Here is a 23,167-nt window from a genome sequence, read left to right on the forward strand (position 1 = left end):
GAGGATCTTCAGATCCAGAGGCTGCACGATGCTGCGGAGCTCGCGTGAGCTCTTCTTGGGGAGAGCGCAGATCGCCAGCTCCAGTAGATCTCGCTCATCCGCCGGTTCGGGGCAGCATGCGGGGACACCGCATCGGTCGCTGAAGGGCGATGGGAGCTGATCCATCGGTGCTCTCGCGATGGCAGCCCACCGGGAGAGCGCCTGCTCGATCAGCCCTGGCTGGAGCCGAGTCCGTTCCAACCGAATGATCTGCGCTTGGGCCGGACCGGAAACCTGACCGATCTTCGAGAAGGTGCAACGCGCACCGGAGTACCTGTTCTCCGCCCGGAGGCGTGAGGGGCGCCTACGCGGCACGGCCCTTTCGGTTGTGAGTCATGAACAGCAGTCTGGCACGCCTCGCGGCGTAGCGGTCCCCATCCATGACCAGGACGCTTCCCACCCCCACGAAGACTGGCGAGCTCCCTGCGCCAGTGCGGCGTAACGTCGTCCTTGTGGACGTCCCTGCGGACACCCTTGTCTCCCGTGCCGCTCGTGAGGTCAGTTCGCGGGTGGACGAGTTGATCCATGACGTGCAGCGGTCACTGCGGCGTGGGGTTCCCGAGGTGTGGGAGGACCCGGACGTCGCCCGCATGACGGCGGAGAACGTCACCGAGCATGTGCTGGCGGCCCTCGCCGGGCTGGTGGACGCCGTCGAGCCGGGGCAGATCCGGACCCCGGTCGCCGATCCGGACCGGGCGCGTCGGTTGGCCCAGCACGGAACGCCCGTCAATGCACTGCTGAGGGCCTTCCGGCTCGCGCAGGGCGTCATCCTCGACCGGCTCCTGGAAGAGATGCCTCGGCTCACCGATGACGCCGCGTTGATCAGTGCAGCGACGCGCAAGCTGATCGTGACGATGACCGAGTACATCGACCGCATGTCGGAACAGGGCGTGGCGGTCTACCAGGCGGAGCGGGACCGGCGGCTGCAGTGGCGGCTGTCGGTGGTGAACGAGGCAGGCCTGCGCATCGGCACAATGCTGGACATCGATCGCACCGCACAGGAGCTGGCGGACCTCGGCACCGAGACGTTCGCCGACCTTGTCACCGTCGACCTGCTCGACTCCGTGCTTCGTGGACATGTCCCACCTGCGGCCGGCCCTCTCCTGCTCCGGCGAGTCGCGCAGCGGACCGTGGTGGGCGGTGCCCCTTCATCGACGATCCGCCTGCAGCAGCTCCACGTCAGCCCGGACGGTTCGCCTCAGGCCCGCGCCCTGATCAACGGTGAGCCGTCACGGCTCGCGGGACCTGCAGGGACGCCCAGGGATGTCGACGGTGGCGGCGGTGCCGGCGAGCACCGGGTCCAGTCGACACTGGTGGTGCCGCTGCGGGCACGAGACTGCATCCTGGGCGTCGCGGAGTTCGGCAGGTGCCGCAACCCGCGCCTGTTCGACGACGAGGATCTGCTGCTCGCCCAGGAGATCGCGGCCAGGGCGGCAGTGGCCATCGACAACGCCCGCCGTTACACGCACGCGCGCAGCACCGCCCTCACCCTCCAGCGCAGCCTGCTCCCGCAGCACACCGCCGAGCAGTCGGCCGTGGAGATCGCCTACCGTTACCTGCCGGCAGAGGCCCAGGCCGGTGTGGGTGGGGATTGGTACGACGTTATCCCGTTGTCCGGAGCGCGCGTCGCCCTGGTGGTGGGCGATGTGGTCGGCCATGGCATCCACGCCGCCGCCACCATGGGACGGCTGCGGACCGCGGTGCGCACCCTGGCCGACATCGATCTGCCGCCCGACGAGCTCCTCACCCACCTGGACGACGTGGTCCTGCGCCTGTCCGCCGAAGCCTCCCCGGATGGCGAACCCGCAGGTGACATCGGCGCCACCTGCCTGTACGCCGTCTACGACCCCGTCTCCCGCCAGTGCACCGTCGCCCGCGCGGGGCATGTACTGCCCGTCGTGGTGAGCCGTGACGGAACCACCGATCTTCTGGACGTGCCCCCAGGGCCGCCGCTGGGGTTGGGCGGTCTGCCGTTCGAGGCGGCGGAGTTCGTGCTGCCCGAAGGCAGCCTCCTCGCCCTCTACACGGATGGCCTGATCGAAGCCCGCGATCACGACGTCGAAACGGGTGTCGCCCTGCTGCGGCACACCCTCGGCCAGCCCTCCGCCTCCCTCCAGGCCGCCTGCGACACCGTGCTCCAGGCCCTGCTTCCCCCTGATCGACCCAGCGACGATGTCGCCCTGCTTCTGGCCCGCACCCACGCCCTGGGTGCTCGGCAGGTCGCCAGCTGGGATGTGGACCCCGACCCGGTCTCCGTGTCGCGGGCCCGGTCGGACGTCGCTCGGCAGCTGGTCAGTTGGGGTCTGGAAAGTCTGGAGTTCACCACCGAGCTGATGGTCAGCGAACTGGTCACCAACGCGATCCGCTACGGCCGCCCTCCCATACGGCTGCGCCTGATCCACGACCGTGCCCTGATGTGTGAGGTCTCGGACACCAGCAACACGACTCCGCACATGCGTCGTGCTCGAACCTACGACGAGGGAGGACGCGGTCTGCTGTTGATCGCCCAGCTGGCCGCGCACTGGGGAACACGGCACGCCCGGCAGGGCAAGACGGTCTGGGCCGAACTGAGCGAGAAGGAGCCTGCCGGACCAGTCCTGGGCGACTTGCTGTGAGCCACACAGTGCTCGAGCCATGTTCAGCGAGGGCCTACGATCGTCTGGTCCGACCAGATGGTCCTGCGGTTCCTGCATGACGGCAGCCCCAGCGCTCGGCGAGTTGCGCGACCAGGAACAGGCCGCGTCCTCCCTCATCGGTTGTGCGGGCGGCGTAGGCCGTGTCTCGGCGTGGCCGAAAGGCGTCTGGGCCTGGACTTAGCCTTCGACTGCGCCGGCGTCCCCGCCGTCCGCGAGCAGGCCGCTTCCGTGCTCGGGATGGGCGGCTCGCTGATCGTGGTGGGCATCACCCCCAAGCCGCTCACCCTCACCGAGGGCCTGACCTTCAACTACCTGCAGAATCAGGTCCGCGGCCACTACGGCGGCTTCCCCGAGTCCGTCTCCGAGCTGGTGCGGCTGACGGCGGCCGGCCGTCTCGACCTGGCCCCCTCCATCACGGACCACATCCCGCTCGTCGACGCGGCCGACGCAGTCAGCCGCCGGCAGAACAAGACCGGCGACCCGATCCGCCTCATTCTCGTCCCCTGACATCTGTCAGCAGGGCCACTGGCCACCTCGGGCAGAGGTGAGTGGGCGCCGGTGCTCGAGTGAGTACCGGCGCCCATGGCTCGCCGACAGGCAGTGCCGCCTGACGCCGGAAGCAGGCGATCCCCGGCGAGGCCTACCCGCAGATCGAGGCGGAGTTGTCTTCGGTCAGGCGGGGGTCGCATCGGGCCCGAGAGCACGCTCCAGATGGGCTGTGGGCGCATCGGACCGTTCTTCTCCTTCGAACCGGCCGGCATCGTCCCCGACATCGTCCGCCTGTCCAAGTCCATCAGCGGGTACGGGAATCCCATGGCCCTCACGCTGATGCGCCCCGAGCACGACGTGTGGAAGCCCGGCGAGCACAACGGCACCTTTCGCGGCTGCAACCCCGCGTTCGTCACCGCCGCCCGCGCACTGGGGTTGTTCTGGTCCGACGACGCGTTGGAGGCCCGGACCACCGCACTCGGCGAGCCACGCCGCCCCGGCGGCGGACGGGCCACGGGTCAACGAAGGCCAACGAAAGGAAGAACGAATGTCGGTCGACCTCGTCGGCTTCCTCGGCGTCGTACTCGTGGCCTACGTGGTCCCCGGCCCGGACTTCCTCGTGGTGCTCAGATCGGCGACCGAACATCCCGCCAAGGGGCGGGCTGCGGCGCTGGGGGCCCAGACCGGGCTGTGCGTGCACATGCTTGCCGCCGCCGTCGGCCTGTCGCTGATCGCCGCTCGCTCCCCCGTGGTCTACGACGCCATCAAGCTCCTGGGCGCGGCCTACCTCGTCCACCTCGGCATCAGGGCGGTGCTGGCCGCCCGGCGCGCCGCCCGCGAACGACGCGCCGGCCAAGACACGACCGCTGGTCCCGGGGACGATGCCGGGCCACCGGCCTCGGCGGCAGACGGGCCGGCCCGCGGCCGATGGCGGTCCGGCTTCACGCAGGGACTTCTCACCAACGTACTCAACCCCAAGGCGGCGCTGTTCTTTCTGAGCATCCTGCCGCAGTTCGTCCAGGGCGGCGGCTCGCCCACCCGGCAGATCTTCTTCCTCGGCATCCTGGACGTCCTCATAGGCGTCGCCTACTGGTTCGTTCTCGTCGCCGTCGCGGTGCGCCTGCGCACCCTCCTCGCCCGCCCCAAGATCCGCCACCGCTGGGAGCTGACGACCGGCTGGCTGTTCATCGCCATCGGTATCGGCGTCGCTGCGGCCTCCTGAAGCAACGGAAGCACCTCAGCGGCAGCTCCACGTCCGTCCCCGCGGGCTCACGACGCCCGCTCCAGACTCCCCGCCCGTTCTGGCACGAGAGCGGCACGGTCGCACAACGGATCCCGCAAATGGCCGGCACAGGCGCTCTCCACACTCGCCCATTTCTGCCATGAGGACCCGGCGGGCCAGTTCGCGGACTTTGATCCACCCTCATCGCTGGACAGCCCGTCCGCGGCCCAGGCAGGCCGGTAGGGCACCTGATCGCCATCGTCGTCAGGTGAGCCCGAGAACACCTCGCCGGAGCGAGTGACGCGCTCGACAGTCGCGCGGGCGAGTACCGGGTCGCCGTAAGGGGCGTCCGAGCCGAACAGGGTGCGGTCCGGTATCTCCCGGATGGCCAGACGAACGGCGAAGATCACTGTTCGTGTGCACCGGCGTTCGGCGGCCTCACGTCTGAGCCCGAGCCGAGGACAGCAGTCGCTATGGCGGGGCGCCGACCCTCCCTCATCCCGATGTGCGGGGTCGGCACAGGCAGATGACGCTCAAGGCGAGGCACGGGACAGACGATCGGAGAGATCAACACCTTCTGCCACAATCAGCGCAACGACAAGTGCCCCACATGGACGCATCCGTGACAGACCCCGAAGACCGAGAGCAACAGGCAGCGGTCACCCGCCTGTTGCTGTACTACCTGAACGCCCCCATCGCCGACTACTGCCTTCTGCGCGGTGTCCTCCCCGCCCCCGGGGCCGTACGGATCGCCGTCCGAGCCGGGGAGGCCGAGTACGTCAAGAACTTCCTGTACGAGATTCCCCACGACACGGTGGCCCCGTACTTCATCCCCGGCATGCTGCGCACCGTCCTGACCGGGACCCGGATCTACAGCAGCAGCGACGTCGACGAGGTGATGGGGATGACGCTCATCCGCCTCCGCCCTCAGGAGATCACCCCGACCCCGGAAACCGAACAAGGCGAGGCGCTCACCGTCGTACGCGCCCTCTCCGACCCCGTGGACGACGAGAACCCGTTCCTTGTCGGCTTTCTCATGCACGGCGACGGCCTGATCCGCCTGTACGTGCAGCGTCCCGACCGGCCGGGCATCATCGGGGTCGACATCCGTTTGGCCGGGACGCCGACGACCGCCCTCCTCGCCTCCCTACCCTCCCTCAGCGGGGAGGAGCAGTACCGGCGCCCGGCCCCGGATGACCCGCACTGCGACGTACTGGTCGACCTGACCAACTGGTAGAGCTCCCCCGCCTAACGCGTGCCTGGGTCACGGAACGTTCCAGCATCCGTGTCCACTGAGGGGGACGGCTCCCACGCCGGCTCCGGGCCCGACGCACGCCGCTGCCAGTTCGTAGGCGTCCCGGCTCCAACCGCCTGCATGGATGAACGAGCGCCGTGCGGCGGTTCTCATCCGTGCCTCAGCTCCGCGGGCCGTGTCGAGCGGCGCAGCAGTGGCAGCGAGGTGGCCGCGGCCAGTAGGCAGGCCGCATATATCAGGGGCGGGACCGCCAGGGCCGCGTACGGCACGGTGAGTCCGTGTGCGGTGAGCGACGCGTACCAGGTGCCGACGGCCAGCCCGCCTCCGCCCGCGACGAGCATGGCCGGTGCCAGCGGCAGGGCGGTCTCCAGAAGCACCGCCCGGTTCAGGACCGTCCGTGGCACACCGGCGGCGACCTGCTGGGCCAGCCCTTGGCGCCGGTGTGCCACGGACTCGGCGGCGCCCACGGCGACCGAGACAAGGACGATCAGCAGGCCGACCAGGATCGCCGCGCCCGCCAGGTCGATCCCGCCGGTGTAGAAGTCCAGGTCGGCGGCCGGGGAGTAGCCGCCGTCGTTCAGCGTTCCGAGCAATCCCTCGCGTACGCCCATGAAGCCGGTTCCCACCACCGTCGCCATCAGAACAGCGGCATGGGTGCGCGCCGCCGCCCAGGGGTCGGCGGACAGCCGCTCCGCGGCGATCAGCACGGCTGGGGTCTGGGCGCGCACGGCCCACCAGCGCCCGGTCAGCCGGGCCATGCCGCCGCTCAGCCACACGGACCCCGCCCCGACCAGGAGCAACGCGCCGAACAGGGCCAACGGGGCCAGCCCGGCGGATCCGTATGCGAGCGTCAGGATGCCGCCGGTGACGGCCACCACGACCAAGGCCACGCCCAGCGTGACCGCCAGTCCCCCGCCCGTTCGCCGCGGTGTCGCGCGCACCTCGCCGAGCGGCGAGGCGACCACCCGGCGCAGCGCGGCCAGGCTCACCGCCACACCCACGGCCGGGACCGCGAGCATGACGGCGACCAGCATCCACCACAACCGCGCCGGGAACCGGTGGGCGTACAGCGCGCATCCGGCCACCGCGGCGGTGCCCAGGAGCGAGCCGACGAGGCATGCGGGCCCGGACTCCAGCGCGGCGATCCGACGCACCCGCCCCGGAGCGGCGCCCGCCAGCCGCAGCCGGGCCATGCGGCGGTCGCGGTGCGCAGCACCCAGGCGCGCGCACTGCCCGAGGAAGCCGAGCCCGGGAATCAGCAGGAGCAGCAACGCCATGACGACACCACTGCGTTGACCGGGATTGTCCAGCAGACCATGGGCGATTGGAAGGTGGGTGTAGCCGCGCACGGATGCCACCGCGCCGGCCATCGCACCGAAGGCGGCCACGCAGGCCGCGCCCACGACCGTGAGGCCGATCCGCCACCACTCGCGACGGTCCGAGCCGTTGGTGAGCAGCCAGGCCAGCCGAAGATCCGCCCTCACGCGGACACCTCGAGCCTGGTCGTGCGGCCGTCCGCCAGCCGGATCTCACGGTCGGCGTATGCGGCGACCGTGGCCTCATGGGTGACCAGCAATACCGCTGCTCGCAACTCTCGCGCAGCCTTGGTGAGTTCGGTCATCACTCGCTCGCCCGCGAGGGAGTCGAGGGCGCCGGTCGGCTCATCGGCGAAGACCACCTTCGGGCCGGTGACCAGGGCGCGGGCCAGTGCGACGCGTTGCGCTTGGCCGCCGCTGAGTTCGCCGGGGCGTGCCTCGGCTCGGCCCAGCACCCCGAATCGCTCCAGCCACGTACGTGCCTGCTCCTGGGCGGCGCGCCGGTTGGTTCCGCTGAGGATCAGCGGCAGGGAGACGTTGTCGAGCGAGGTCAGCTCGGGGATCAGCTGCCCGAACTGAAACACCACGGCGAACTCGGTCCGCCGCAGCTCGCTGAGCCGCTCCTCTGGCGCGTGATCGAGGCGCTCGTCGCGGTAGAGCACTGATCCCTGATCGGGACGGGCGATCCCCGCCATGCAGTGCAGCAGACTGGACTTGCCGCTGCCGCTGGGACCGGTCACGGCGAGGATCTCCCCGGCGTGGAGCTCAACCGACGCGCCGCACAGGGCGGTGGTCGAGCCGTATGCCTTGTACAACTCCTGTGCAGCGAGCAGTGGTTGTTCCGCTGTGGTGGTACTCATGCTGCATCGACCTCCGCGGTCAGGGTGGTGAGCCGGCCGGCAGTGGTCGTCATCCAGCGCAGATCGGCGTCGAGGTGGGTGAGGGCGTAGTCCGCCGAGAGCACAGTGGCGAGATCGGCGCCCTCCGCGGACTTCACCGCCGTGAGCTCTCGCATCCGCTGCATGTGTGCGGCCCGCTGTGCCACCAGGTAGGCCGCAGGGTCGCCCCCGGACAGGATCGCGACGACGACCTTCGCGAAGATCTCGTTCGCGACGAACGGCGCGGGCGGTGTCACGGCCGCTGCCCAGTCGGTGAGTTCACGAGCCCCGGCGTCCGTGCGGCGGTACGTCGTCCGCTCCGGCCCTCCGTCGGAACCGGTCTCCTCGACCTCGGCGAGTCCGTCCCTGACCAGCCGCTGCAGTGTCGTGTAGACCTGCCCGTAGGCGAGCGGCCGGGCCTGCGGGAAGCGCTCGTCGTGCAGGCGCTTGAGGTCGTATCCGTGCCTCGGGCCCGTGGCGAGCAGGCCAAGGAGTATGTGGCGGGCACTCATGGACGTCAGTATTCACTGAGTACATGTAGTCAGTGAATAGTGAGCTGAGACTTACTCAGGGCCAAGTGTCGTGATCTATCTCTCAGGTCGCTCCGTGACGACGGTGTGGGGCTCCGCGGAGGTTGTCACGTCGTTTGAGACGGGACTACGTCATCGCGCAGACCGACGCCGGCGAACAGATGGGTGCGGCCTGGGCGCGGCACCTCCCCGAGCGCGAGCCCGGATAGGGATTCGTCGATCGAGACGTGCCCGAAGTCACCCTCGGCCTGCTGGCGAAGACGGCGGCCGCGGGCACGGCCGAGCCCATCAGACGCGTCGGACTCCGCCCGGTACCGTGTCAGTGGGACTGGGAGCGCCATTCGAAGAGCAGGATGGTCGCATCGTCCCGGAGCTGATTGCCCTGGTAGTCAAGGATCGCGTGGATGAGCAGCCGCAGTACCTCTGCTGGGCGCTCGCCGGCAGCGTTGGACCGGATGATGAAGTCGGTGAATCGGTCGAGACCGAACTCTCCACCGCTCGCGTCCCGCGCCTCCACGACGCCGTCGCTGTAGAGCAGGACGCAGTCGTCTGGTTCGAGTTCCGTCTCCTGAACCTGCCGCGTTGCCGGGGCGAGTGGGCCGGCGAGCCCCAACGGTGGCTGCGGAGGACTGTCCAGTGCCCCGGGCAGTACCCTGCCCTTGCGGATCAGCAGTGGTGGTGGATGGCCGCAGTTCACCCAGCGCAACAGCCCGGTCTCGGCGTCGAATCGGCTCAGTACTCCGGTGCAGAAGTGGTCCGGTAGCCACTGGGCGAGTGCCTGATCGACGGAGCTGACGACGTCGACCAGGGCAGCTCCGGCGCGGCGGGCGTTACGCGCCGCGGCCATCGCGACCGATGCCGTCAGACCGGCGGTCAGATCATGGCCCATGGCATCGAGGATCGCGGTGTGCAGCTCGTTCTTGATCACCGAGTGATCGAAGGCATCACCGGCTATCTCATACGCCGGTTCGAGCACCGCTGTCGAAACGCATCTGCTGGACCCGATGGTGCGCGGTGGCATGAAAGCACGCACCATCTCTGCGGGCAACTGCATGGGCGCGGTGCGGATGCGGGCGGCGAGCCAGTCGCTGTAGGCGCGCTTGGAGGTGATCAGCATCGCGAACAGATGGGCCAGCATACGGCTGCGGCGCATCAGCACGCTGTCGAGCGAGACGGTTCCAACACCCAGTACGCCGAGCCGCTCTGCGCCGTCGACGAGAGGTATCCATACCGTCAAGCTGGCGTCGGATTCTGCGACGCGCAGGGAGAGTGTGCGATAGGCCCAGCCGGCCGACGAGTGGTCCACCAGCAGCGGTTCTGATGTCTCGTCGAGTGGAATGAGTAGCCGTTGCTGCAGGTCGGCCAGGTAGATCTGCGCTGTGTCCAGTCCGACAGCCATGGCGCATTGGTCGGCCAGTGCAGGCAATTCGACCGGCAGCGCCGTTTGCGCCTCGGCTATCAGCTGCTCCAGCCGACTTTCATCCACTAGGGGCCCGGAACGGCCGGACCCGTGAGGCGGGTCCGACACGGGAATCACCCCTTCACTCCCCCAGTTTCGCATTGATCACGTCCTGTGACCCGTCGCTGCGCCGAGCATGCCCGTCTCGTGTCTGAGGTGCACCGTGCGCATGAGTACGCCCGCCACGAGCACGCCTACACCGTCGGCCGCCGCCTCGGCCTGGCGACCTCCGACATCCTGCCGGAGGCGCACAGTTCGCACCCGTCACGCGCCACACTGGTGTTCACGGTGGCGGGGGCGGCGTTCATGCTGCTGGTGATCAGCCTGACCGGCTGATCGTCGGGCCGGCTATGCCTTGAGGAAGTCGAGGATGACGGGGTTGAGGACGTCCGGGTGGACGGACAGCATCCCGTGCGGGTACCCCTCGTAGGTCGCCAGGGTCGCGTTCCGCAGGATCTCCGCACTCTTCGGTCCCGCATCCGCGTAGGGCACGACCTGGTCGTCGGTGCCGTGCATGACGAGCACCGGGATGTCGATCTTCTTCAGGTCCTCGGTGAAGTCCGTCTCGGAGAACGCCTTGATGCACTCGTAGTGCGCGTTCGCGGCGCCCATCATCCCCTGCGCCCACCACCGGCCGATGAGTCCCTGGTTCGCCTCGGCGCCAGGCCGGTTGTAACCGTAGAAGGGCCCGGATGCCACGTCGATGTAGAACTGGGCGCGGTTGGCGGCGAGCCCGGCGCGCAACTCGTCGAAGGCCTCTATCGGGGTCCCCTCGGGGTTGCTCTCCTTCTTGACCATGACGGGCGGCACCGCCGACGCGATCACCGCCTTGGAGACGCGGCCGGGCTCGGCCCGCGCCACGTAGTGGACCACCTCACCGCCTCCGGTGGAGTGTCCGATGTGCACAGCGTCCCGCAGATCCAGCGCGTCCGTCAGGGCGGCCACGTCCGCGGCGTAGGTGTCCATCTCGTGGCCCGACGACGGCTGGCTGGAGCGCCCGTGACCACGACGGTCGTGTGCGATGACCCGGTAGCCCTTGGAGAGGAAGTACAGCAGCTGGTTGTCCCAGTCCACGTGGCTCAGGGGCCAGCCGTGGTGGAAGACGAGCGGTGTCGCGTCCCTCGGCCCCCAGTCGACGTAGAAGATGCTCGTACCGTCCGCGGTGGTGACCGTGCTCATGGTGTATCCCTTCCGAGCGTTGGTTCGGTTTCTTCCGCGCTTCTGCCGTGCGCCCCGCGCTCTGCCGGTGGGCGGGCGGCCGACCGGAGCCCGGCCCCGTGCAGCCGCTTGCCCGGGGTGGCTTCATGTGGGGGAAGTCAGCCGACGGACTCGCGCTTTCCCGTGAAACGTCGATGGAGTTGCCGGCGCTGTCGGGGACGGCGGCGCAGACAGTGACGTCCGCCAAGCCCTGTTCGTCCTGACGTCGATCACGTCGAAACTCTCCCGCGATGTCACAAGCCTGAGACCCGCTGCCACTAGCCCACGGACACGACGTTACTGAAGGTTGCGATGACGTTGCGCAAGGTAAGCGTGGAGCGGTCGGAGTTCCTCATGGCGATCGTCACTTCTGTGTCGTTGGCGGCGTCTTCCCGCCATGCCGGCGCCGGCCGCTCCGCACAGCGGCGGCTGGCGCGCGGGCCAGCCGTACCGGGCACCTTTCCAGGGTGCGTCCGTCCGTCAGAGGCGGCAAATCCGCAGGCGGGGCGCGAGCCGCGAGCTGATGAGACCGTGGACGGGGGCGGTGCAGGCGGGGCTCCGCCCGCAGTGTCGTCGGCATCGTTTGACGAGCCTGGGTGTAACAATTATGGTTACTTCCAAGGAGGTGGTGATGTGGCGGGCAACAGTCAGCTCACCGTGGCGGCACACGCGCTGACGTGGATCGAGCTGCACCGTCGGATCGGGGACGGAAACGCGACGTCCGAGGGGATCGCGGGCAGCGTCAACACCAACCCCGTCGTGATCCGCCGACTGCTCGGCCGGATGCGCGACGCCGGACTGGTGCACTCGCGACGCGGCGCCGAGGCGGGGTGGGTGCTCGCCAGACCTCTGGAGGACATCACCCTGCGGCACGTGTACGAGGCGATCGAGCCGCCACCGCTGTTCGCCATGCACCGCTCGGACCCCAACCTCGGCTGTCCGGTCGGTTCCGGTATCCAGCCTGCGATGCGCCCGGTGTACGCCCGTGTCGAAGAAGCCGTCCGCACCGAGTTGGACCGGATCACGCTGGCCGACGTCCTGCGGGACGTCCTGGCGTCTCGGTAACTCTCGGGAATCGCTTCACACTCCCCCTGCGAGACCGGCTCAGCGAACCGCCGGCAACCTCTCCGCGTCGGGCCCTGCCGGGCAAGCGACGTAACCGACCTTCGAGGCCAGTCATGGCCGTAATTGAACTGGAGTTCCAATCATGGGACAGCTTGACGGAAAGACCGCCGTGGTCACCGGTGGCAACAGCGGCATCGGACTGGCCAGCGCCAAGCGCTTCGCCGCCGAGGGCGCGCACGTGTTCATCACCGGCCGACGGCAGGAGGCACTGGACGCCGCACTGGCCGAGATCGGCCAGAACGCCACGGCCGTCCGCAGCGACGTCTCCGACCCGGCCGACATCGACCGGCTCTACTCCGTCGTCGCCGACCAGGGGCGGCGCGTGGACGTGCTGTTCGCCAACGCGGGCGGCGGTGAGTTCTCCACCCTCGAACAGGTCACCGAGCAGCACTTCGACACCACCTTCGGCATCAACGTGCGCGGCACGCTCTTCACCGTCCAGAAGGCGCTGCCCCTGCTGAACGACGGCGCGTCGGTCATCCTCACCGGCTCCACCGCAGCGACCTCCGGTGGCGAGGCGTTCGGCGTCTACGCCGCGTCCAAGGCCGCCATCCGATCGTTCTCCCGGACCTGGGCCAACGAGCTCAAGCACCGGAGGATCCGCGTCAACACCCTCGTCCCCGGCCCCATCGAGACTCCCGGCAACGCCGGCCTCGCCCCCGACGCGGACGACGCCGCCAAGCTGTGGGGCTTCTTCGCCAGCCAGGTGCCGCTGGGCCGCATGGGCCGTCCCGACGAGGTGGCCGCCGCCGCCCTCTTCCTCGCCAGCGACCAGAGCAGCTTCGTCACCGGCACAGAACTCTTTGTCGACGGCGGCCTCAACCAGATCTGAAGCACAGACACGACCCAGGCGCACCAGCAGTCGGTGCGCGAGGGCCGGTTCCGTCATGGCGGACCCCGCCACGATGGGACCGATGTCGTACTGGGGCCGTGGCTCCGTTGGGAGCGACTCACCGCTGCCACGACATGAGGCCTGAGCATCGTGGAAGGTCTGCCCTTCACATGGGCACCGGCACATGGGCACCGACCCGCCTGACGGATGACCAGGCCGATCCACTTGCCACCGTCGCGCCCGCCGCCGTCCTTGGCCCGGTCGATCGCGCGAGGGTGGGAACCGCTCGGTCGAGGAGGGCGCGCGACCGTGGCGTTCGGGACAGGGGCCCCGGGCGTCCCCCTTGGAAGCGAGGACGCTGACCTATCCCGCGGTAGAGGGCCCCTTCGGCTGTCCTTCCGCGGGCTTTCGGTCGGCAGGGCGACGCGGCGGGATCGGATCGCCGGGAAAGTCACGAGGGCCGCTCCAGAGTGCGGGAACGGCGTCGCAGCGGCGGCACAGCTCGTAGGCCATCGCCTCGTAGTTGACGCGCCAGCCCTTGAAATGCGGCCAAGCCTCCTTTGGTGTCCGCTCACTGCGGAAGCCGGCTGACTCCAGCATGCTCACGGCTTCGTTGAACTCGGCGAAAGTGAGTTGGATGGTCTCGTCCGGCGTGGGGTCTTCGTCGAAGGGGATACGCAAAGCGCGGGCGATGTCGCGCAGCGCAGTGAAGCCGGCTCTAAGTGCCAACCGGGCTTCCGGCGGGGCGAGGCGTGGGTCCAAGGCGAGCTGCAAGGCCGCTGCATCCATGACGGCGACGAGTCCGACCAGCCAACTCCGGTGCGGACGCGGGGAACGGAATGTCAGCAGAATGGGATATGCAGAATGACTCTCCCCGATATCAGAGGCCAGGCGTTCCCAGGCGGTGTAGAGCGTGGGGAGAGCGCTTTCGGTGTCGACCAGCCACTGCCGGGCGAGGATCTCCGGTCCCCAGGCGGGTTCACTGGCCCGCGCCTGCAGCAGAGTCACCTCGACTTCCCGACGGTTGTACGCGGCGTAGAGGGTGGGCAGGTAGGCGATTTGCAAGGCGATCAGGATCGGTCCGGTGGCCGCGGCGAGGAAGTCGAGCGCCGAGAGCCGCAGCCGTGCGCCACTGGCAAAACCGAGTGTGAACAGGCTGGACCCTGCCTCGAGCAACGCGGTGGTCCAGGAAAGCGGGGACAAGGCGTACAGCAGTAGCGCGAATCCGAGCAACGCGCCGACCAGCCAGGCGGCGAGCATGCCGATGAGCATCAGCGGGGCGAGCCAGGTCTGAGCACGGTCGACTGACGCGTAGTCCTTGTGCACGGTGCTGAGCCGGAGAATTCGCCGCAGCACCCACCAGAGTTGGAAGACCAATGCCGAATAGAGGCCTCGGGGCACCACAAGGGTCTTGAGGATGCTGCTTAGGACCAGCACAAGTACCAGTACACCGGCCACACCGGAGATGTATTCCATGGATCCCTCTTTGCGCCATCCGACGTGATCCAAGCTGAGCCGAGTGGGGGCAGTGCGGTTCTTCAGCGCCTTCGGCACGACGCAGAGGAAGGGAGCCACGCCGAGCCGGTGGGTTTGCGATATGACCAAGCATGCGTCACCGCGTCTAGCAGTGTATGACGTGGCGGTGGCGGTCGACGGCATGCCAACGGCGCGCTCCGCGGCAACTGGTGCACACCCTTTTCGAAGCTGCGGCGAGCCACGGCCCTGTGTCGGAGTGCGGCCTTCACCCCGCACCGCGCGCTTGCGGCAAGGGGCGCATCCGCGTCGCCTCCCACCGCGGAAGTCACGGCAGGAGGTGGAGGATGGAACAGTTCGGCTTCCTACCGCGGCATGTCCTGGAGGTGACGTACGCGCGATGCGTCCGGTGCCGCTTCATGGGACGCGTGATCATGGCCGACGAGGACAGCGCGTCGGTCTTCGACGATGCCCGAACTCATGCCCGTGGACACCATGCCGCGGCTTCCATGGCCGGAGTCGAGATCGTCTGGGACGTCATCCCCGCACTGTGACTCCGGGCAGCGCTGCCGCACTCCGGGCGCAGCCTCTCAGGCAGCCTTGAGTGTGGCCAGGTACGTCGTCACCATCGCTCGTGTCCAGTCAGCGGAGGCGGGCTCGGGAGTGAAGACGGCGCGGTAGTAGAGCGGGCCGAGGAGGAAGTCGGCGGCGCTTTCCACGTCGAGCACCGGCCCCCCTCTGTCGTGTTCGCGCTGAAGGATGGCACCGAGTTGGCGGTGGCGGTCCTCGACGCACGCACAGCCGCCCGCCGGGCCGGAGCCGATGGTCGCCCGCATGAGGGCGAGCGTGTCGGGGTCGGCGACGTCGGTGGCCACGTCCGCCAGCCAGCGCTGCAGGTCGTCGGCGAGTGAGCCGGAGTCAGGGACGACCAGGTCGTCCGTGAAGCGACTGGTGGCGACGTCGTTGAGCAGTTGGGCGGCCGATCCCCAGCGTCGGTAGAGGGTGGTGGGGTGCACGCCGGCGCGTGCGGCCACCGCGGGAAGGGTCAAGGTCTCCGCCTCCTCTTCGGCGAGGAGTTCCGCGACGGCGCTGTGTACGGCCGCCCGCACCTTCGCGGAGCGGCCACCGGGACGTACTTGAGTCGAAGCATCAGCCATGGGGAAATTATCGCACTGATCGTTGCGTTAGTGGTAGCGTCGCTAACGCATCGATCACTGCTTTTGGAGGCGCTTCGTGTCAGGCCCTGCCCCGTCCCAGATCCAGTCGCCCCCTCTGGCCCCCACGCGAAGGCCCCTGCCCGACAGAGGCCGACGGCAGCTGAGCCGTCCTGTCGCCTTCGCCACGCTGTCCGCGGTATTCGTGCTTTTCATGGCCGCCTCCAGTGCGCCCTCCCCGCTCTACGTCGTCTACCAGCGGCAGTGGCACTTCTCCGCCACCACGCTCACCACGGTCTTCGCCGTCTACGTGATCGGCATGATCGGGGCGCTCCTCGTCCTCGGCGCCCTGTCGGACCACCTCGGCCGCCGGCCGGTGCTGCTCTCCGCGATCGCGCTCGAGGCGATGTCGATGGCACTGTTCCTCGACGCGGACGACGTCGGCCTGCTGCTCACGGCGCGACTGGTCCAGGGCATAGCCACCGGGGCCGCCATGACCACCCTCGGCGCCGCCCTTTCCGACCTCAACCCCTCGCACGCCCCGCACCGCGCAGGGCTCGTCACGGGAACCGCACCCACCTTCGGGCTCGGACTCGGCTCGTTGGGATGCGGACTCCTCATCCAGTACGGGCCGCACCCCACGCGACTCGTGTACGTTCTGCTGCTCCTCGCGCTGGTGGCCGCCGGCGCTGTGCTGTCGGCTCTGCCGGAGACCTCGACGCGGCGCCCTGGCGCCGCCCGCTCGCTCCAGCCACGCCTCCGCATTGCGCCGCACCTGCGGGCGGATCTGCTGAGCCTGGTGCCGATCCTCATCGCCAGTTGGGCGCTCGGCGGCCTCTACCTCTCCCTGGGCCCGTCCGTCGCCGTCGGCCTGTTCGGCCTCTCCAGCCACGTCGTCGGCGGCCTGGTGGTCACCATGCTGACCGGCCCTGCCTTTCTCACCGCCCTCACTCTGCGCGGCTGGCCCGTCGGACGGACCCTCGCCGTCAGCGCCACCCTGCTCCTGGTCGGCACGGCCATCGCCCTGACTGGCGTGGAGGAGCACATCCTGATCGCGGCGGCGGTCGGTACCGCTGTCGCGGGTGTCGGCTTCGGCGGCTCCGCCCTGGCCAGCTTCGGCACCTTGGCCCGGATAGCCCGGCCCGCCGAGCGCAGCGAACTGCTCTCCGTGGCCTTCGTGATCTCCTACCTGGCCTTCAGCATCCCTGCGGTGATCGCCGGCGTCGCCGCCGCTCGCGCGGGCCTGAAGGAAACGTTCGTCATCTACGCGGCGACGGTCGCCGCCCTCTGCGCCCTCGCACTCCTCGCCCAGCGTCTGCGCTCGGCCCGCAGGCCGGCCATCGGCAGCGTTCTCCAGGCATGAGGGACCGCCGGTCTGCGGACGTCTCGGAACCCCACGGTTCCTCCTCCCGCTCTGCGCCCCCAGGCCCACTCCCATCCGCGAAGGGGGTCTCGCCGCCTACACCGCGACCTGCTTGGGCGTAAAGGGCCAGCCGGCGTGAGCCTCTCACCCACCTGAACAAGCGGCCCGGTAGACGGCGATGAGGACGGTCAGGCGCGGGTTGAACCCCTCTGCCTCCTGCAGGGCCGGATCAGGCATCGGGTCGTCGACCGCATAGCCGAGGGCGGGGTATCCGGTGACGTGCCCACGCAAGGCGTCCAGGTGATCGAGGAGAGCAGCGCGGCGAGCCTGCTCGGGGTTCAGTGAGCGCAGCCACGCGAGGCGCTCCGCCGTGGTCTCGGGGCGCGGGGGCAGGCCGCGACGGATTCCGTCGGCCCGCCTGGTGAGGATGCTCCACACGGGCATGCGCAGCGCGGCGACCAGTGTCTCGGGTGCGACCTCCACGGCGGGCGTCATGCTCCCCACAGTCGCAGCGGCCGCTGACGGCGCGAGGTAGCCCGCGCACCAGATCAGTCGTCCGTGGTGCGCTCTTGGTGCAGTCGGCTCAGCCGTGCGTTCCTGAGCACAGGCGGCCGGCCGTCAAGCAGCCGGGCCGCGCTCACCGGCCGCTACCACCTACGGCACAGCGCTGCCAGCAGGAAGCACTCTGTGGTGCATCCGGTGCGCGGGCGCAGGTGGAAGAGAGGTCGACAGATCGTGCTGCGAGGCCCGTGCGGCCTCATCCGCGGAAGGACCACGGCCGACAGCGGCCGCGCCCTTGACTGCTGGCCGCATCAGAAGGCTTACGACGCAAAGGCCGAACATGGTTAATGATCGCCCTATCAGGTGGGGGTTTTTCACCAACCACGCCCGCGTGTTCCTGGCCATCGCACGCGACCCCGACATCCGTCTGCGCGACATCGCCGTCGGATGCCACATCGCCGAACGCACCGCGCAGAGCATCGTCGCGGACCTGGAGCGGGCGGGCTACGTCAGCCGTGAGCGCCATGGACGCCGCACGCGTTACACGCTCCGCCGGGACGGCCTGCTCCACCATCCAGCGGAGGCTCATCTGTCTCTGGGGGAACTGTTGGACGTCTGCTTTCCGCGCCAGCGTCACGCCGACGATCCCGGGCGGTGCGCGGTAGGGGCAGCCGACCCGTCCCTCGCTCCCTCGCGGCATCTCGACGGGTTGCGCTGACCGATCGCAGTCGAGTCTTCTCTTGGGCAGAAGGTGCAGCGATGAATCTGCCCGAACGCCTACGCCAAGCGGTAGAGCACCCGATCTCCTCGGACGCTTTCGCCGGGCAAGGGAGTGGCAGCGTCCGCGATCTGGCGGGACCGGGGCGGAGAGCCGCAAGACGGCACGATCGATGTCCGCAAGGCCTTCCGGCGGTTCGGCGGATTCCGCTGCGCTGGGACCGCTGACCGGCCTGACCGGTTCCGGCTGACGAGCTCCGTGGGATGGAGCGCCGCAGGTCGGCCCGGACCCAATGCGGTGCCTCCATCACGCCGGCTGGTGTCGCCCGCGGCTGTTCCACTCGTAGTCTTCGGCGGCGTTGACGATGAGATTCTTGACCGCTACGGGCTGCGAGATGAGAGAGACATGCGAAGCATTGATTTCCACTGTCTTGCGAGCCTTGGCCCTGCGGGCTTCGAAACGCTCCAGGTCGGGATTGATCGCCCGATCCTGCTTGCCGACAAGTACGTATACCGGCTTGTCGCGCCAGGCAGCGCGGGTGAGCTTGTCCGTGAAAGCCGACGCCGCGATCGGTCGCTGAGACGCGGCGAGCACGTCGGTCCGGTTGGTGGGCAGGTCGGCTGCGAAGACCTGGCGGAACTTGGCGGTCTGGACATAGACGTCCGTACCGGCGCTGCCGGCACCGTTGCTGAAAGGCACCTGCCTCAGCGCTTGCGACAGGAGCGGCGGCGCGAACTTCGCGGAAAGGGTGGTGAACGATTCCCCGGCATCGGGCATGATCGCGTTGATGTACACCAGCGCCTTGACGTTGTCGTTGCCGGCGGCGGCCTGCGAGATGACCGCGCCGCCGTAGGAATGACCCGCAAGCACGATCGGCCCCTTGACCGACTTCAGCAGGCTCGCCAGATAGCTCGAGTCCTGCGGGACACCGCGCAGTGGGTTGGCCGGCGCGATGACCTTGTAACCGTTCTCCTGTAGTTGCTTGACCACGCCGCTCCAACTGGAGGCATCGGCGAAAGCGCCGTGCACCAGTACGACGGTCGGCTTCTCGTTGGGAGACTCACCGCTCGGCCCCCCGGCTTGGGCCGACACAGCTGCGAGTACGGTCGCGGTTCCCGATATCGCCAGGAACGCGGCGCCCCAGCGAACAGCTTGTACGGACCGACGCGGCTCACCAGATACGCCCATGTCACTCCTTCGCCACGAGGGCGCCGGACGACGCCCAGGGACAACAGGATTCAGGCCCCTCCCCCACGCGAGCCACACACGGATGGCATTCGAGTGGACACATAGCGTTACGGCGACCCTGTCATCCACTTCTGCCAATGGCGGACGGGAAGCGCGGCGTCGGCGCCGAGTTGCGACCCCGACGCACACGACGCCCGCCCCCACGCCATGCAATGAGAGACACCACACTCGAAGCCCGCTGGTCGTACGTGGACACCACCCTGCCCAAGGGCACGACCATGTACTACCGCGTGACCGCCACCCTCGCCGACGGCACGGAGACGGCCGTCCGCGAGACGGCGATCGCCTCGGTGGACTAGCTCCGGCCAGGGGAAGCAAGTTGGGACGCCCGGCTTGAATTCCGGCCGAGCGCCCCTGCTTGCCGCCGCTGCATGCGGCCGGTTCAGCGCTCCTCGGGGGCCGTGCGCCGGCGGACGTCGGCCATCAGCTTGTCCAGCAGGGTGATGAACGCGGTGCGTTCGTGTGCCGACAGGCAGCTGACGAGTGTGGCCTCCCGGCCGAGTACGGCGTCGACGGACCGTTCGATGAGCGCGTGGCCTTCGGGCGTGAGGTTCACCAGGACGGTTCGCCGGCCGGTGGCCCCCGGCGCCCGCCGGACGAGACCGTCGCGTTCGGCCCGGGCGACGCGTTGAGAGATCGCGCCGGCGGTCACCAGCGTCCTCGCGGCGATCTCGCGGGTGCTGAGGGCGTAGGGCGGCCCTGACCGGCGGATGACGGACAGCAGGTCGAGGGTGGCCGCGTCGATCCCCGCCTCTCGCAGCACCCGGTTGCGGTCGTCGGCGAAGAGCTTGGCCAGCTGCCATACGGGGGTGACGATCTCGATCGATCCGGTCGGGGTGCCCGGCCGTTCCCGCCGCCAGGCCGCGGCGATCCCGGCGGCGCGGGAGTGGTCGGTGGCGGGGTCCCCCGATGCGGCGGCGTCGGACACGATGCGATCCCCTGTCATCATCCTCTATGTTTAGGCCTAAACGTAGCAGTGAACGGGAGGACCCTTGAACCGCACCGTGCTCATCACCGGAGGAGCCAGCGGCATCGGCCGTGCCGTCGCCCAACGGTTCGCCGCCGACCAGGCAGAGGTCTTCATCACCGGCCGCACCCCCGACACCGTCGAACAGACCGCCAAGGAACTCGGCGTGCACGGCGTCGTCTGCGACGCGACCGACCCCGGGCAGGTCGAGGCGCTCGCCGCCCGGCTCGACGAGCTGGACGTGCTGGTCAACGCCGCCGGCGGCCTGCCTCAGACGACCTCCGGCGAAGAATCCGCACTCGAGGCGCTGCTCGCCCAGTGGCACGCCAGCCTGGCGCAGAACCTGCTCACCGCGGTGCTGACCACCACCTCGGTCCAGGACAAGCTCACCGGCGGCAGCTCCGTCATCAGCATCGGCTCGATCGGCGCCGAACGCCGAGGCGGATCCTACGGAGCGGCCAAAGCCGCCCTGGGCGCGTGGAACGCCTCGCTGTCCGCCGAACTCGCCCCCCAGGGCATCACCTGCAACGTCATCTCCGCGGGCTACATCGCCGGCACCAACTTCTTCCACGGCCAGCTGAGCGACGAACGCCACCGCGCCCTGGTGGAGGAGACACACAACAAGCGACCCGGCACGGTCGACGACATCGCCGAGACGGCCCTCTTCCTCGCCTCCCCAGGGGCCCGCCACCTCACCGGCCAGACCATCCACGTCAACGGAGGCGCCTTCACCACACGGTGAGGCCGGCCCTGGACGGACGGCGGGACCCCCGGGTCCGCCCCTACACCACCGACCAGGAACGGGCCGAAGCCCCCACCTAGGCGGCCAGCCGTGTCGCCAACTCCTTGGCCTGGGACGAGGCGGCGGCGAGGGCCTCGGTGCGGGAGGCTTCGAAGAGCGGGACCAGGTCGGCCATCGCGGGGACGGTCGGGGCCAGGGTCAGCTCCGGGACGATGAAGCTGACGTTCAGGCCGAGACCGCCACCGAGGGCCTGCCGCAGGTAGCTCTGCACGTAGTCATTGCCGTACTGCGGAGTTCCTTTCTGGTACGACCCACCGCGGCTGGTCACGACCACGGCCGGCTTGCCCGCGAGCGAGGGATGCTCGGTCATCGCGGTGCGGCCCACGACAAAGACATGGTCGATCCAGGCCTTCAGCGTCGAGGGAATGGAGTAGTTGTACATCGGGGCGCCGAGAAGGATCACATCCGCCGCCTCGGCCTCCTCGACCAGCCGGGCGCGTAGGGCGAAGGCGTCCCTCTGCTCCGGGGACCGGTCGGCGGGGGCGACATACCCGGCGTAGTAGGCGTCGGCCCGCAGGTGGGGCACGGGGTCTGCGTCGAGATCCCGGTGGATCACGGTGCCGTGAGGATGCCGGCTCTCCCATACCTCGCGGAAGGCGGTGGTCACAGCGCGGGAGTGCGAGTTCTCACCGTTGAGGGAGGTGTCGATGTGCAGCAGCGTGGCCATGCCGGTTCTCCTGGACGTCGGACGAAGGGCTGCCGTTGCGCGGCCGCCCCGTGATGCCCAACAGCCTGCTTCCTCAAGCATGGTTGAGGTCCAGAACCTGTGATCCACATCACCGGCCCTCCGGAGTCGGCGAGTGCGCCTGCTCGGGCCGTGCCGATCTCGTCGCCCTCGTGCACATCCCGTAGATCGTCGCGGGACGGCCGAGCCGCCAAGGTTGTCCGGGATGGAGATGTCCTCGTACGGGGTAGGCGAGCGGGACGACGCGGGGTGGTCCGGCGCGCTGCTTGAGGGAGGTCAACGTATGCGATTCGACGACGATGCTGCTCTGGACACGTCCGAGGTCGAGGACGGGCGGGGAGGTGCGCTGGGCGGGATCCCGGGCGGCGGGAAGACCATCGGCGGGGGGCTGGTCGGGCTCGTGGTACTGGTCGCGTCCGTGCTCTTGGGCGTCGACCCCGGCATGTTCAGTTCGGGCAGCAGCGACACGGCCTCGTCCGGCGAGTCGGCCGCGGACCTCGCGGCGGACTGCCGGACCGGTGCCGACGCCAACCGCAAGGAGCAGTGCCGGATCGTCGCCGTGGTCGACAGCGTGCAGGCGTTCTGGAAGCAGACGGAGACAGCCGCCGGCAAGCCCTACCAGCAGGCCCCCACGTTCCTGTTCAGCGGCAGTGTGAACACCGGCTGCGGGAACGCGACTTCCGACGTCGGCCCCTTCTACTGCTCAGCCGATGACAAGGTCTACCTCGACCTCGGCTTCTTCAACGACCTGAGCAGCAAGTTCGGCGCCAAGGGCGGTCCGTTCGCCGAGGCCTACGTCATCGCGCACGAATACGGCCACCACTTCCAGGACCTCAGCGGAACGATCTCCCGCGGCAGCGGAGAAGGCCAGAACAGCGGCTCGGTGAAACTCGAGTTGCAGGCGGACTGCTACGCCGGAGTGTGGGCCCACCACGCCACCACCACCCCCGACCCCAAGAGCGGTAGGCCACTGATCACCGAGCTGACGAAGGACGACATCAACCGCGGGCTGGACGCGGCCGCCGCCGTAGGAGACGACCGTATCCAGCAGCGCTACCAGGGCAAGGTCACTCCGGACACCTGGACCCACGGCTCCGCGAGCCAGCGCCAGCAATGGTTCTCCACCGGCTACCGCTCCGGCCGCGTCGCCAACTGCAACACGTTCAGCTGACCGTACTGAGAAGCACGGTGGGCGGATGGGAGAGGCGGCCCGGGGGCGCTCGGGGTGGTCCGCCTCACTGTGGGCAGGCACACCGCAGCCCACCCCAGCCGTCCACC

General features: G+C 69.1%; 24 protein-coding genes and 2 pseudogenes. 14 read left to right on the forward strand and 12 right to left on the reverse strand.

Going from position 1 to position 23,167, the window contains the following annotated elements; translation table 11 throughout:
• Window positions 1-419 precede the first annotated feature (419 nt).
• Entirely contained in the window at window positions 420-2,654 is a 2,235-nt protein-coding gene (locus tag ACZ7JA_RS12585; protein ID WP_470808056.1) for an ATP-binding SpoIIE family protein phosphatase, read from the forward strand.
• Window positions 2,655-2,677: 23 nt separating this feature from the next.
• On the opposite strand, the pseudogene ACZ7JA_RS12590 reads toward ACZ7JA_RS12585, so the two are convergent.
• Window positions 2,678-2,805, reverse strand: a pseudogene (locus tag ACZ7JA_RS12590) (ATP-binding protein); the annotation flags it as partial.
• Window positions 2,806-2,825: 20 nt separating this feature from the next.
• On the opposite strand from ACZ7JA_RS12590, the gene ACZ7JA_RS12595 reads away from it, so the two are divergent.
• The 4 genes and pseudogenes from ACZ7JA_RS12595 to ACZ7JA_RS12610 all read left to right on the forward strand — a co-directional run bounded on the left by ACZ7JA_RS12595 (window position 2,826) and on the right by ACZ7JA_RS12610 (window position 5,623).
• Complete coding sequence (locus tag ACZ7JA_RS12595) at window positions 2,826-3,182, forward strand: zinc-binding dehydrogenase (RefSeq protein ID WP_470808057.1); 357 nt, start codon at window positions 2,826-2,828, stop codon at window positions 3,180-3,182.
• Window positions 3,183-3,380: 198 nt separating this feature from the next.
• Window positions 3,381-3,650, forward strand: a pseudogene (locus ACZ7JA_RS12600) (aminotransferase class III-fold pyridoxal phosphate-dependent enzyme); the annotation flags it as partial.
• Window positions 3,651-3,711: 61 nt separating this feature from the next.
• Window positions 3,712-4,386 (forward strand): LysE family translocator, encoded by a 675-nt coding sequence (locus ACZ7JA_RS12605; protein ID WP_470808058.1) that lies wholly within the window; start codon window positions 3,712-3,714, stop codon window positions 4,384-4,386.
• A 622-nt stretch (window positions 4,387-5,008) separates the two neighbouring features.
• Window positions 5,009-5,623 carry a hypothetical protein gene (locus ACZ7JA_RS12610; RefSeq protein ID WP_470808059.1) on the forward strand — a complete coding sequence of 205 codons (615 nt, stop codon included), beginning with the start codon at window positions 5,009-5,011 and terminating at the stop codon, window positions 5,621-5,623.
• A gap of 167 nt (window positions 5,624-5,790) precedes the next feature.
• Here ACZ7JA_RS12610 and ACZ7JA_RS12615 read toward each other — a convergent pair whose 3' ends face one another.
• The 4 genes from ACZ7JA_RS12615 to ACZ7JA_RS12630 all read right to left on the reverse strand — a co-directional run bounded on the left by ACZ7JA_RS12615 (window position 5,791) and on the right by ACZ7JA_RS12630 (window position 9,926).
• A complete protein-coding gene (locus tag ACZ7JA_RS12615; protein WP_470808060.1) occupies window positions 5,791-7,125 on the reverse strand; it encodes an ABC transporter permease in 1,335 nt (444 codons plus the stop codon).
• Entirely contained in the window at window positions 7,122-7,817 is a 696-nt protein-coding gene (locus ACZ7JA_RS12620) for an ABC transporter ATP-binding protein (RefSeq protein ID WP_470808061.1), read from the reverse strand. Before ACZ7JA_RS12620 ends, ACZ7JA_RS12615 begins: the two co-directional genes overlap by 4 nt.
• A complete protein-coding gene (locus ACZ7JA_RS12625) occupies window positions 7,814-8,347 on the reverse strand; it encodes a PadR family transcriptional regulator (protein ID WP_389297860.1) in 534 nt (177 codons plus the stop codon). Before ACZ7JA_RS12625 ends, ACZ7JA_RS12620 begins: the two co-directional genes overlap by 4 nt.
• A 337-nt stretch (window positions 8,348-8,684) precedes the next feature.
• The gene (locus ACZ7JA_RS12630) at window positions 8,685-9,926 is read right to left on the reverse strand and encodes a PP2C family protein-serine/threonine phosphatase (RefSeq protein WP_389297858.1); all 1,242 of its coding nucleotides are present in this window, start codon (window positions 9,924-9,926) and stop codon (window positions 8,685-8,687) included.
• A 54-nt stretch (window positions 9,927-9,980) separates the two neighbouring features.
• On the opposite strand from ACZ7JA_RS12630, the gene ACZ7JA_RS12635 reads away from it, so the two are divergent.
• A complete protein-coding gene (locus ACZ7JA_RS12635) occupies window positions 9,981-10,160 on the forward strand; it encodes a hypothetical protein (protein WP_351663607.1) in 180 nt (59 codons plus the stop codon).
• Window positions 10,161-10,172: 12 nt separating this feature from the next.
• On the opposite strand, the gene ACZ7JA_RS12640 is transcribed toward ACZ7JA_RS12635, so the two are convergent.
• Window positions 10,173-11,003: an alpha/beta fold hydrolase gene (locus tag ACZ7JA_RS12640; RefSeq protein ID WP_470808062.1), complete on the reverse strand. Its 831-nt coding sequence runs from the start codon at window positions 11,001-11,003 to the stop codon at window positions 10,173-10,175.
• A gap of 651 nt (window positions 11,004-11,654) precedes the next feature.
• On the opposite strand from ACZ7JA_RS12640, the gene ACZ7JA_RS12645 reads away from it, so the two are divergent.
• Complete coding sequence (locus ACZ7JA_RS12645) at window positions 11,655-12,086, forward strand: Rrf2 family transcriptional regulator (RefSeq protein WP_351663605.1); 432 nt, start codon at window positions 11,655-11,657, stop codon at window positions 12,084-12,086.
• Between the two features lie 142 nt (window positions 12,087-12,228).
• Window positions 12,229-12,978 (forward strand): glucose 1-dehydrogenase, encoded by a 750-nt coding sequence (locus ACZ7JA_RS12650; protein WP_389297853.1) that lies wholly within the window; start codon window positions 12,229-12,231, stop codon window positions 12,976-12,978.
• Window positions 12,979-13,341: 363 nt separating this feature from the next.
• Here the strand turns inward: ACZ7JA_RS12650 and ACZ7JA_RS12655 are convergent, their stop codons facing one another.
• Window positions 13,342-14,454: a hypothetical protein gene (locus ACZ7JA_RS12655; RefSeq protein WP_351663603.1), complete on the reverse strand. Its 1,113-nt coding sequence runs from the start codon at window positions 14,452-14,454 to the stop codon at window positions 13,342-13,344.
• A 344-nt stretch (window positions 14,455-14,798) separates the two neighbouring features.
• On the opposite strand from ACZ7JA_RS12655, the gene ACZ7JA_RS12660 reads away from it, so the two are divergent.
• Window positions 14,799-15,005 carry a hypothetical protein gene (locus tag ACZ7JA_RS12660; RefSeq protein WP_351663602.1) on the forward strand — a complete coding sequence of 69 codons (207 nt, stop codon included), beginning with the start codon at window positions 14,799-14,801 and terminating at the stop codon, window positions 15,003-15,005.
• A 36-nt stretch (window positions 15,006-15,041) separates the two neighbouring features.
• Here the strand turns inward: ACZ7JA_RS12660 and ACZ7JA_RS12665 are convergent, their stop codons facing one another.
• Complete coding sequence (locus tag ACZ7JA_RS12665; protein ID WP_389297850.1) at window positions 15,042-15,608, reverse strand: TetR-like C-terminal domain-containing protein; 567 nt, start codon at window positions 15,606-15,608, stop codon at window positions 15,042-15,044.
• A 76-nt stretch (window positions 15,609-15,684) separates the two neighbouring features.
• On the opposite strand from ACZ7JA_RS12665, the gene ACZ7JA_RS12670 reads away from it, so the two are divergent.
• Complete coding sequence (locus ACZ7JA_RS12670) at window positions 15,685-16,968, forward strand: MFS transporter (RefSeq protein ID WP_470808063.1); 1,284 nt, start codon at window positions 15,685-15,687, stop codon at window positions 16,966-16,968.
• Window positions 16,969-17,112: 144 nt separating this feature from the next.
• On the opposite strand, the gene ACZ7JA_RS12675 is transcribed toward ACZ7JA_RS12670, so the two are convergent.
• Window positions 17,113-17,463, reverse strand: a complete 351-nt coding sequence (locus ACZ7JA_RS12675) for a hypothetical protein (RefSeq protein WP_351663599.1) — start codon at window positions 17,461-17,463, stop codon at window positions 17,113-17,115.
• A gap of 397 nt (window positions 17,464-17,860) precedes the next feature.
• Between ACZ7JA_RS12675 and ACZ7JA_RS12680 the strand changes: the two genes are divergently transcribed.
• On the forward strand, window positions 17,861-18,187 hold the full coding sequence (locus tag ACZ7JA_RS12680) for a helix-turn-helix transcriptional regulator (protein WP_393438464.1): 327 nt from the start codon (window positions 17,861-17,863) through the stop codon (window positions 18,185-18,187).
• 306 nt (window positions 18,188-18,493) lie between these two features.
• On the opposite strand, the gene ACZ7JA_RS12685 is transcribed toward ACZ7JA_RS12680, so the two are convergent.
• The gene (locus ACZ7JA_RS12685) at window positions 18,494-19,375 is read right to left on the reverse strand and encodes an alpha/beta fold hydrolase (RefSeq protein WP_470808064.1); all 882 of its coding nucleotides are present in this window, start codon (window positions 19,373-19,375) and stop codon (window positions 18,494-18,496) included.
• A 212-nt stretch (window positions 19,376-19,587) separates the two neighbouring features.
• On the opposite strand from ACZ7JA_RS12685, the gene ACZ7JA_RS12690 reads away from it, so the two are divergent.
• Complete coding sequence (locus ACZ7JA_RS12690) at window positions 19,588-19,734, forward strand: hypothetical protein (RefSeq protein ID WP_351663595.1); 147 nt, start codon at window positions 19,588-19,590, stop codon at window positions 19,732-19,734.
• Window positions 19,735-19,817: 83 nt separating this feature from the next.
• On the opposite strand, the gene ACZ7JA_RS12695 is transcribed toward ACZ7JA_RS12690, so the two are convergent.
• Complete coding sequence (locus ACZ7JA_RS12695; RefSeq protein WP_470808065.1) at window positions 19,818-20,384, reverse strand: MarR family winged helix-turn-helix transcriptional regulator; 567 nt, start codon at window positions 20,382-20,384, stop codon at window positions 19,818-19,820.
• Window positions 20,385-20,427: 43 nt separating this feature from the next.
• Here ACZ7JA_RS12695 and ACZ7JA_RS12700 point away from each other — a divergent pair, with 43 nt between their 5' ends.
• Window positions 20,428-21,144 carry an SDR family NAD(P)-dependent oxidoreductase gene (locus tag ACZ7JA_RS12700; RefSeq protein WP_470808066.1) on the forward strand — a complete coding sequence of 239 codons (717 nt, stop codon included), beginning with the start codon at window positions 20,428-20,430 and terminating at the stop codon, window positions 21,142-21,144.
• A 76-nt stretch (window positions 21,145-21,220) separates the two neighbouring features.
• Here the strand turns inward: ACZ7JA_RS12700 and ACZ7JA_RS12705 are convergent, their stop codons facing one another.
• Entirely contained in the window at window positions 21,221-21,871 is a 651-nt protein-coding gene (locus tag ACZ7JA_RS12705) for an FMN-dependent NADH-azoreductase (protein ID WP_351663593.1), read from the reverse strand.
• Window positions 21,872-22,172: 301 nt separating this feature from the next.
• Between ACZ7JA_RS12705 and ypfJ the strand changes: the two genes are divergently transcribed.
• Window positions 22,173-23,060, forward strand: a complete 888-nt coding sequence (gene ypfJ, locus ACZ7JA_RS12710; protein WP_389297840.1) for a KPN_02809 family neutral zinc metallopeptidase — start codon at window positions 22,173-22,175, stop codon at window positions 23,058-23,060.
• Window positions 23,061-23,167 lie beyond the last annotated feature (107 nt).

It is taken from the genome of Streptomyces sp. NPDC038135, assembly GCF_055601245.1.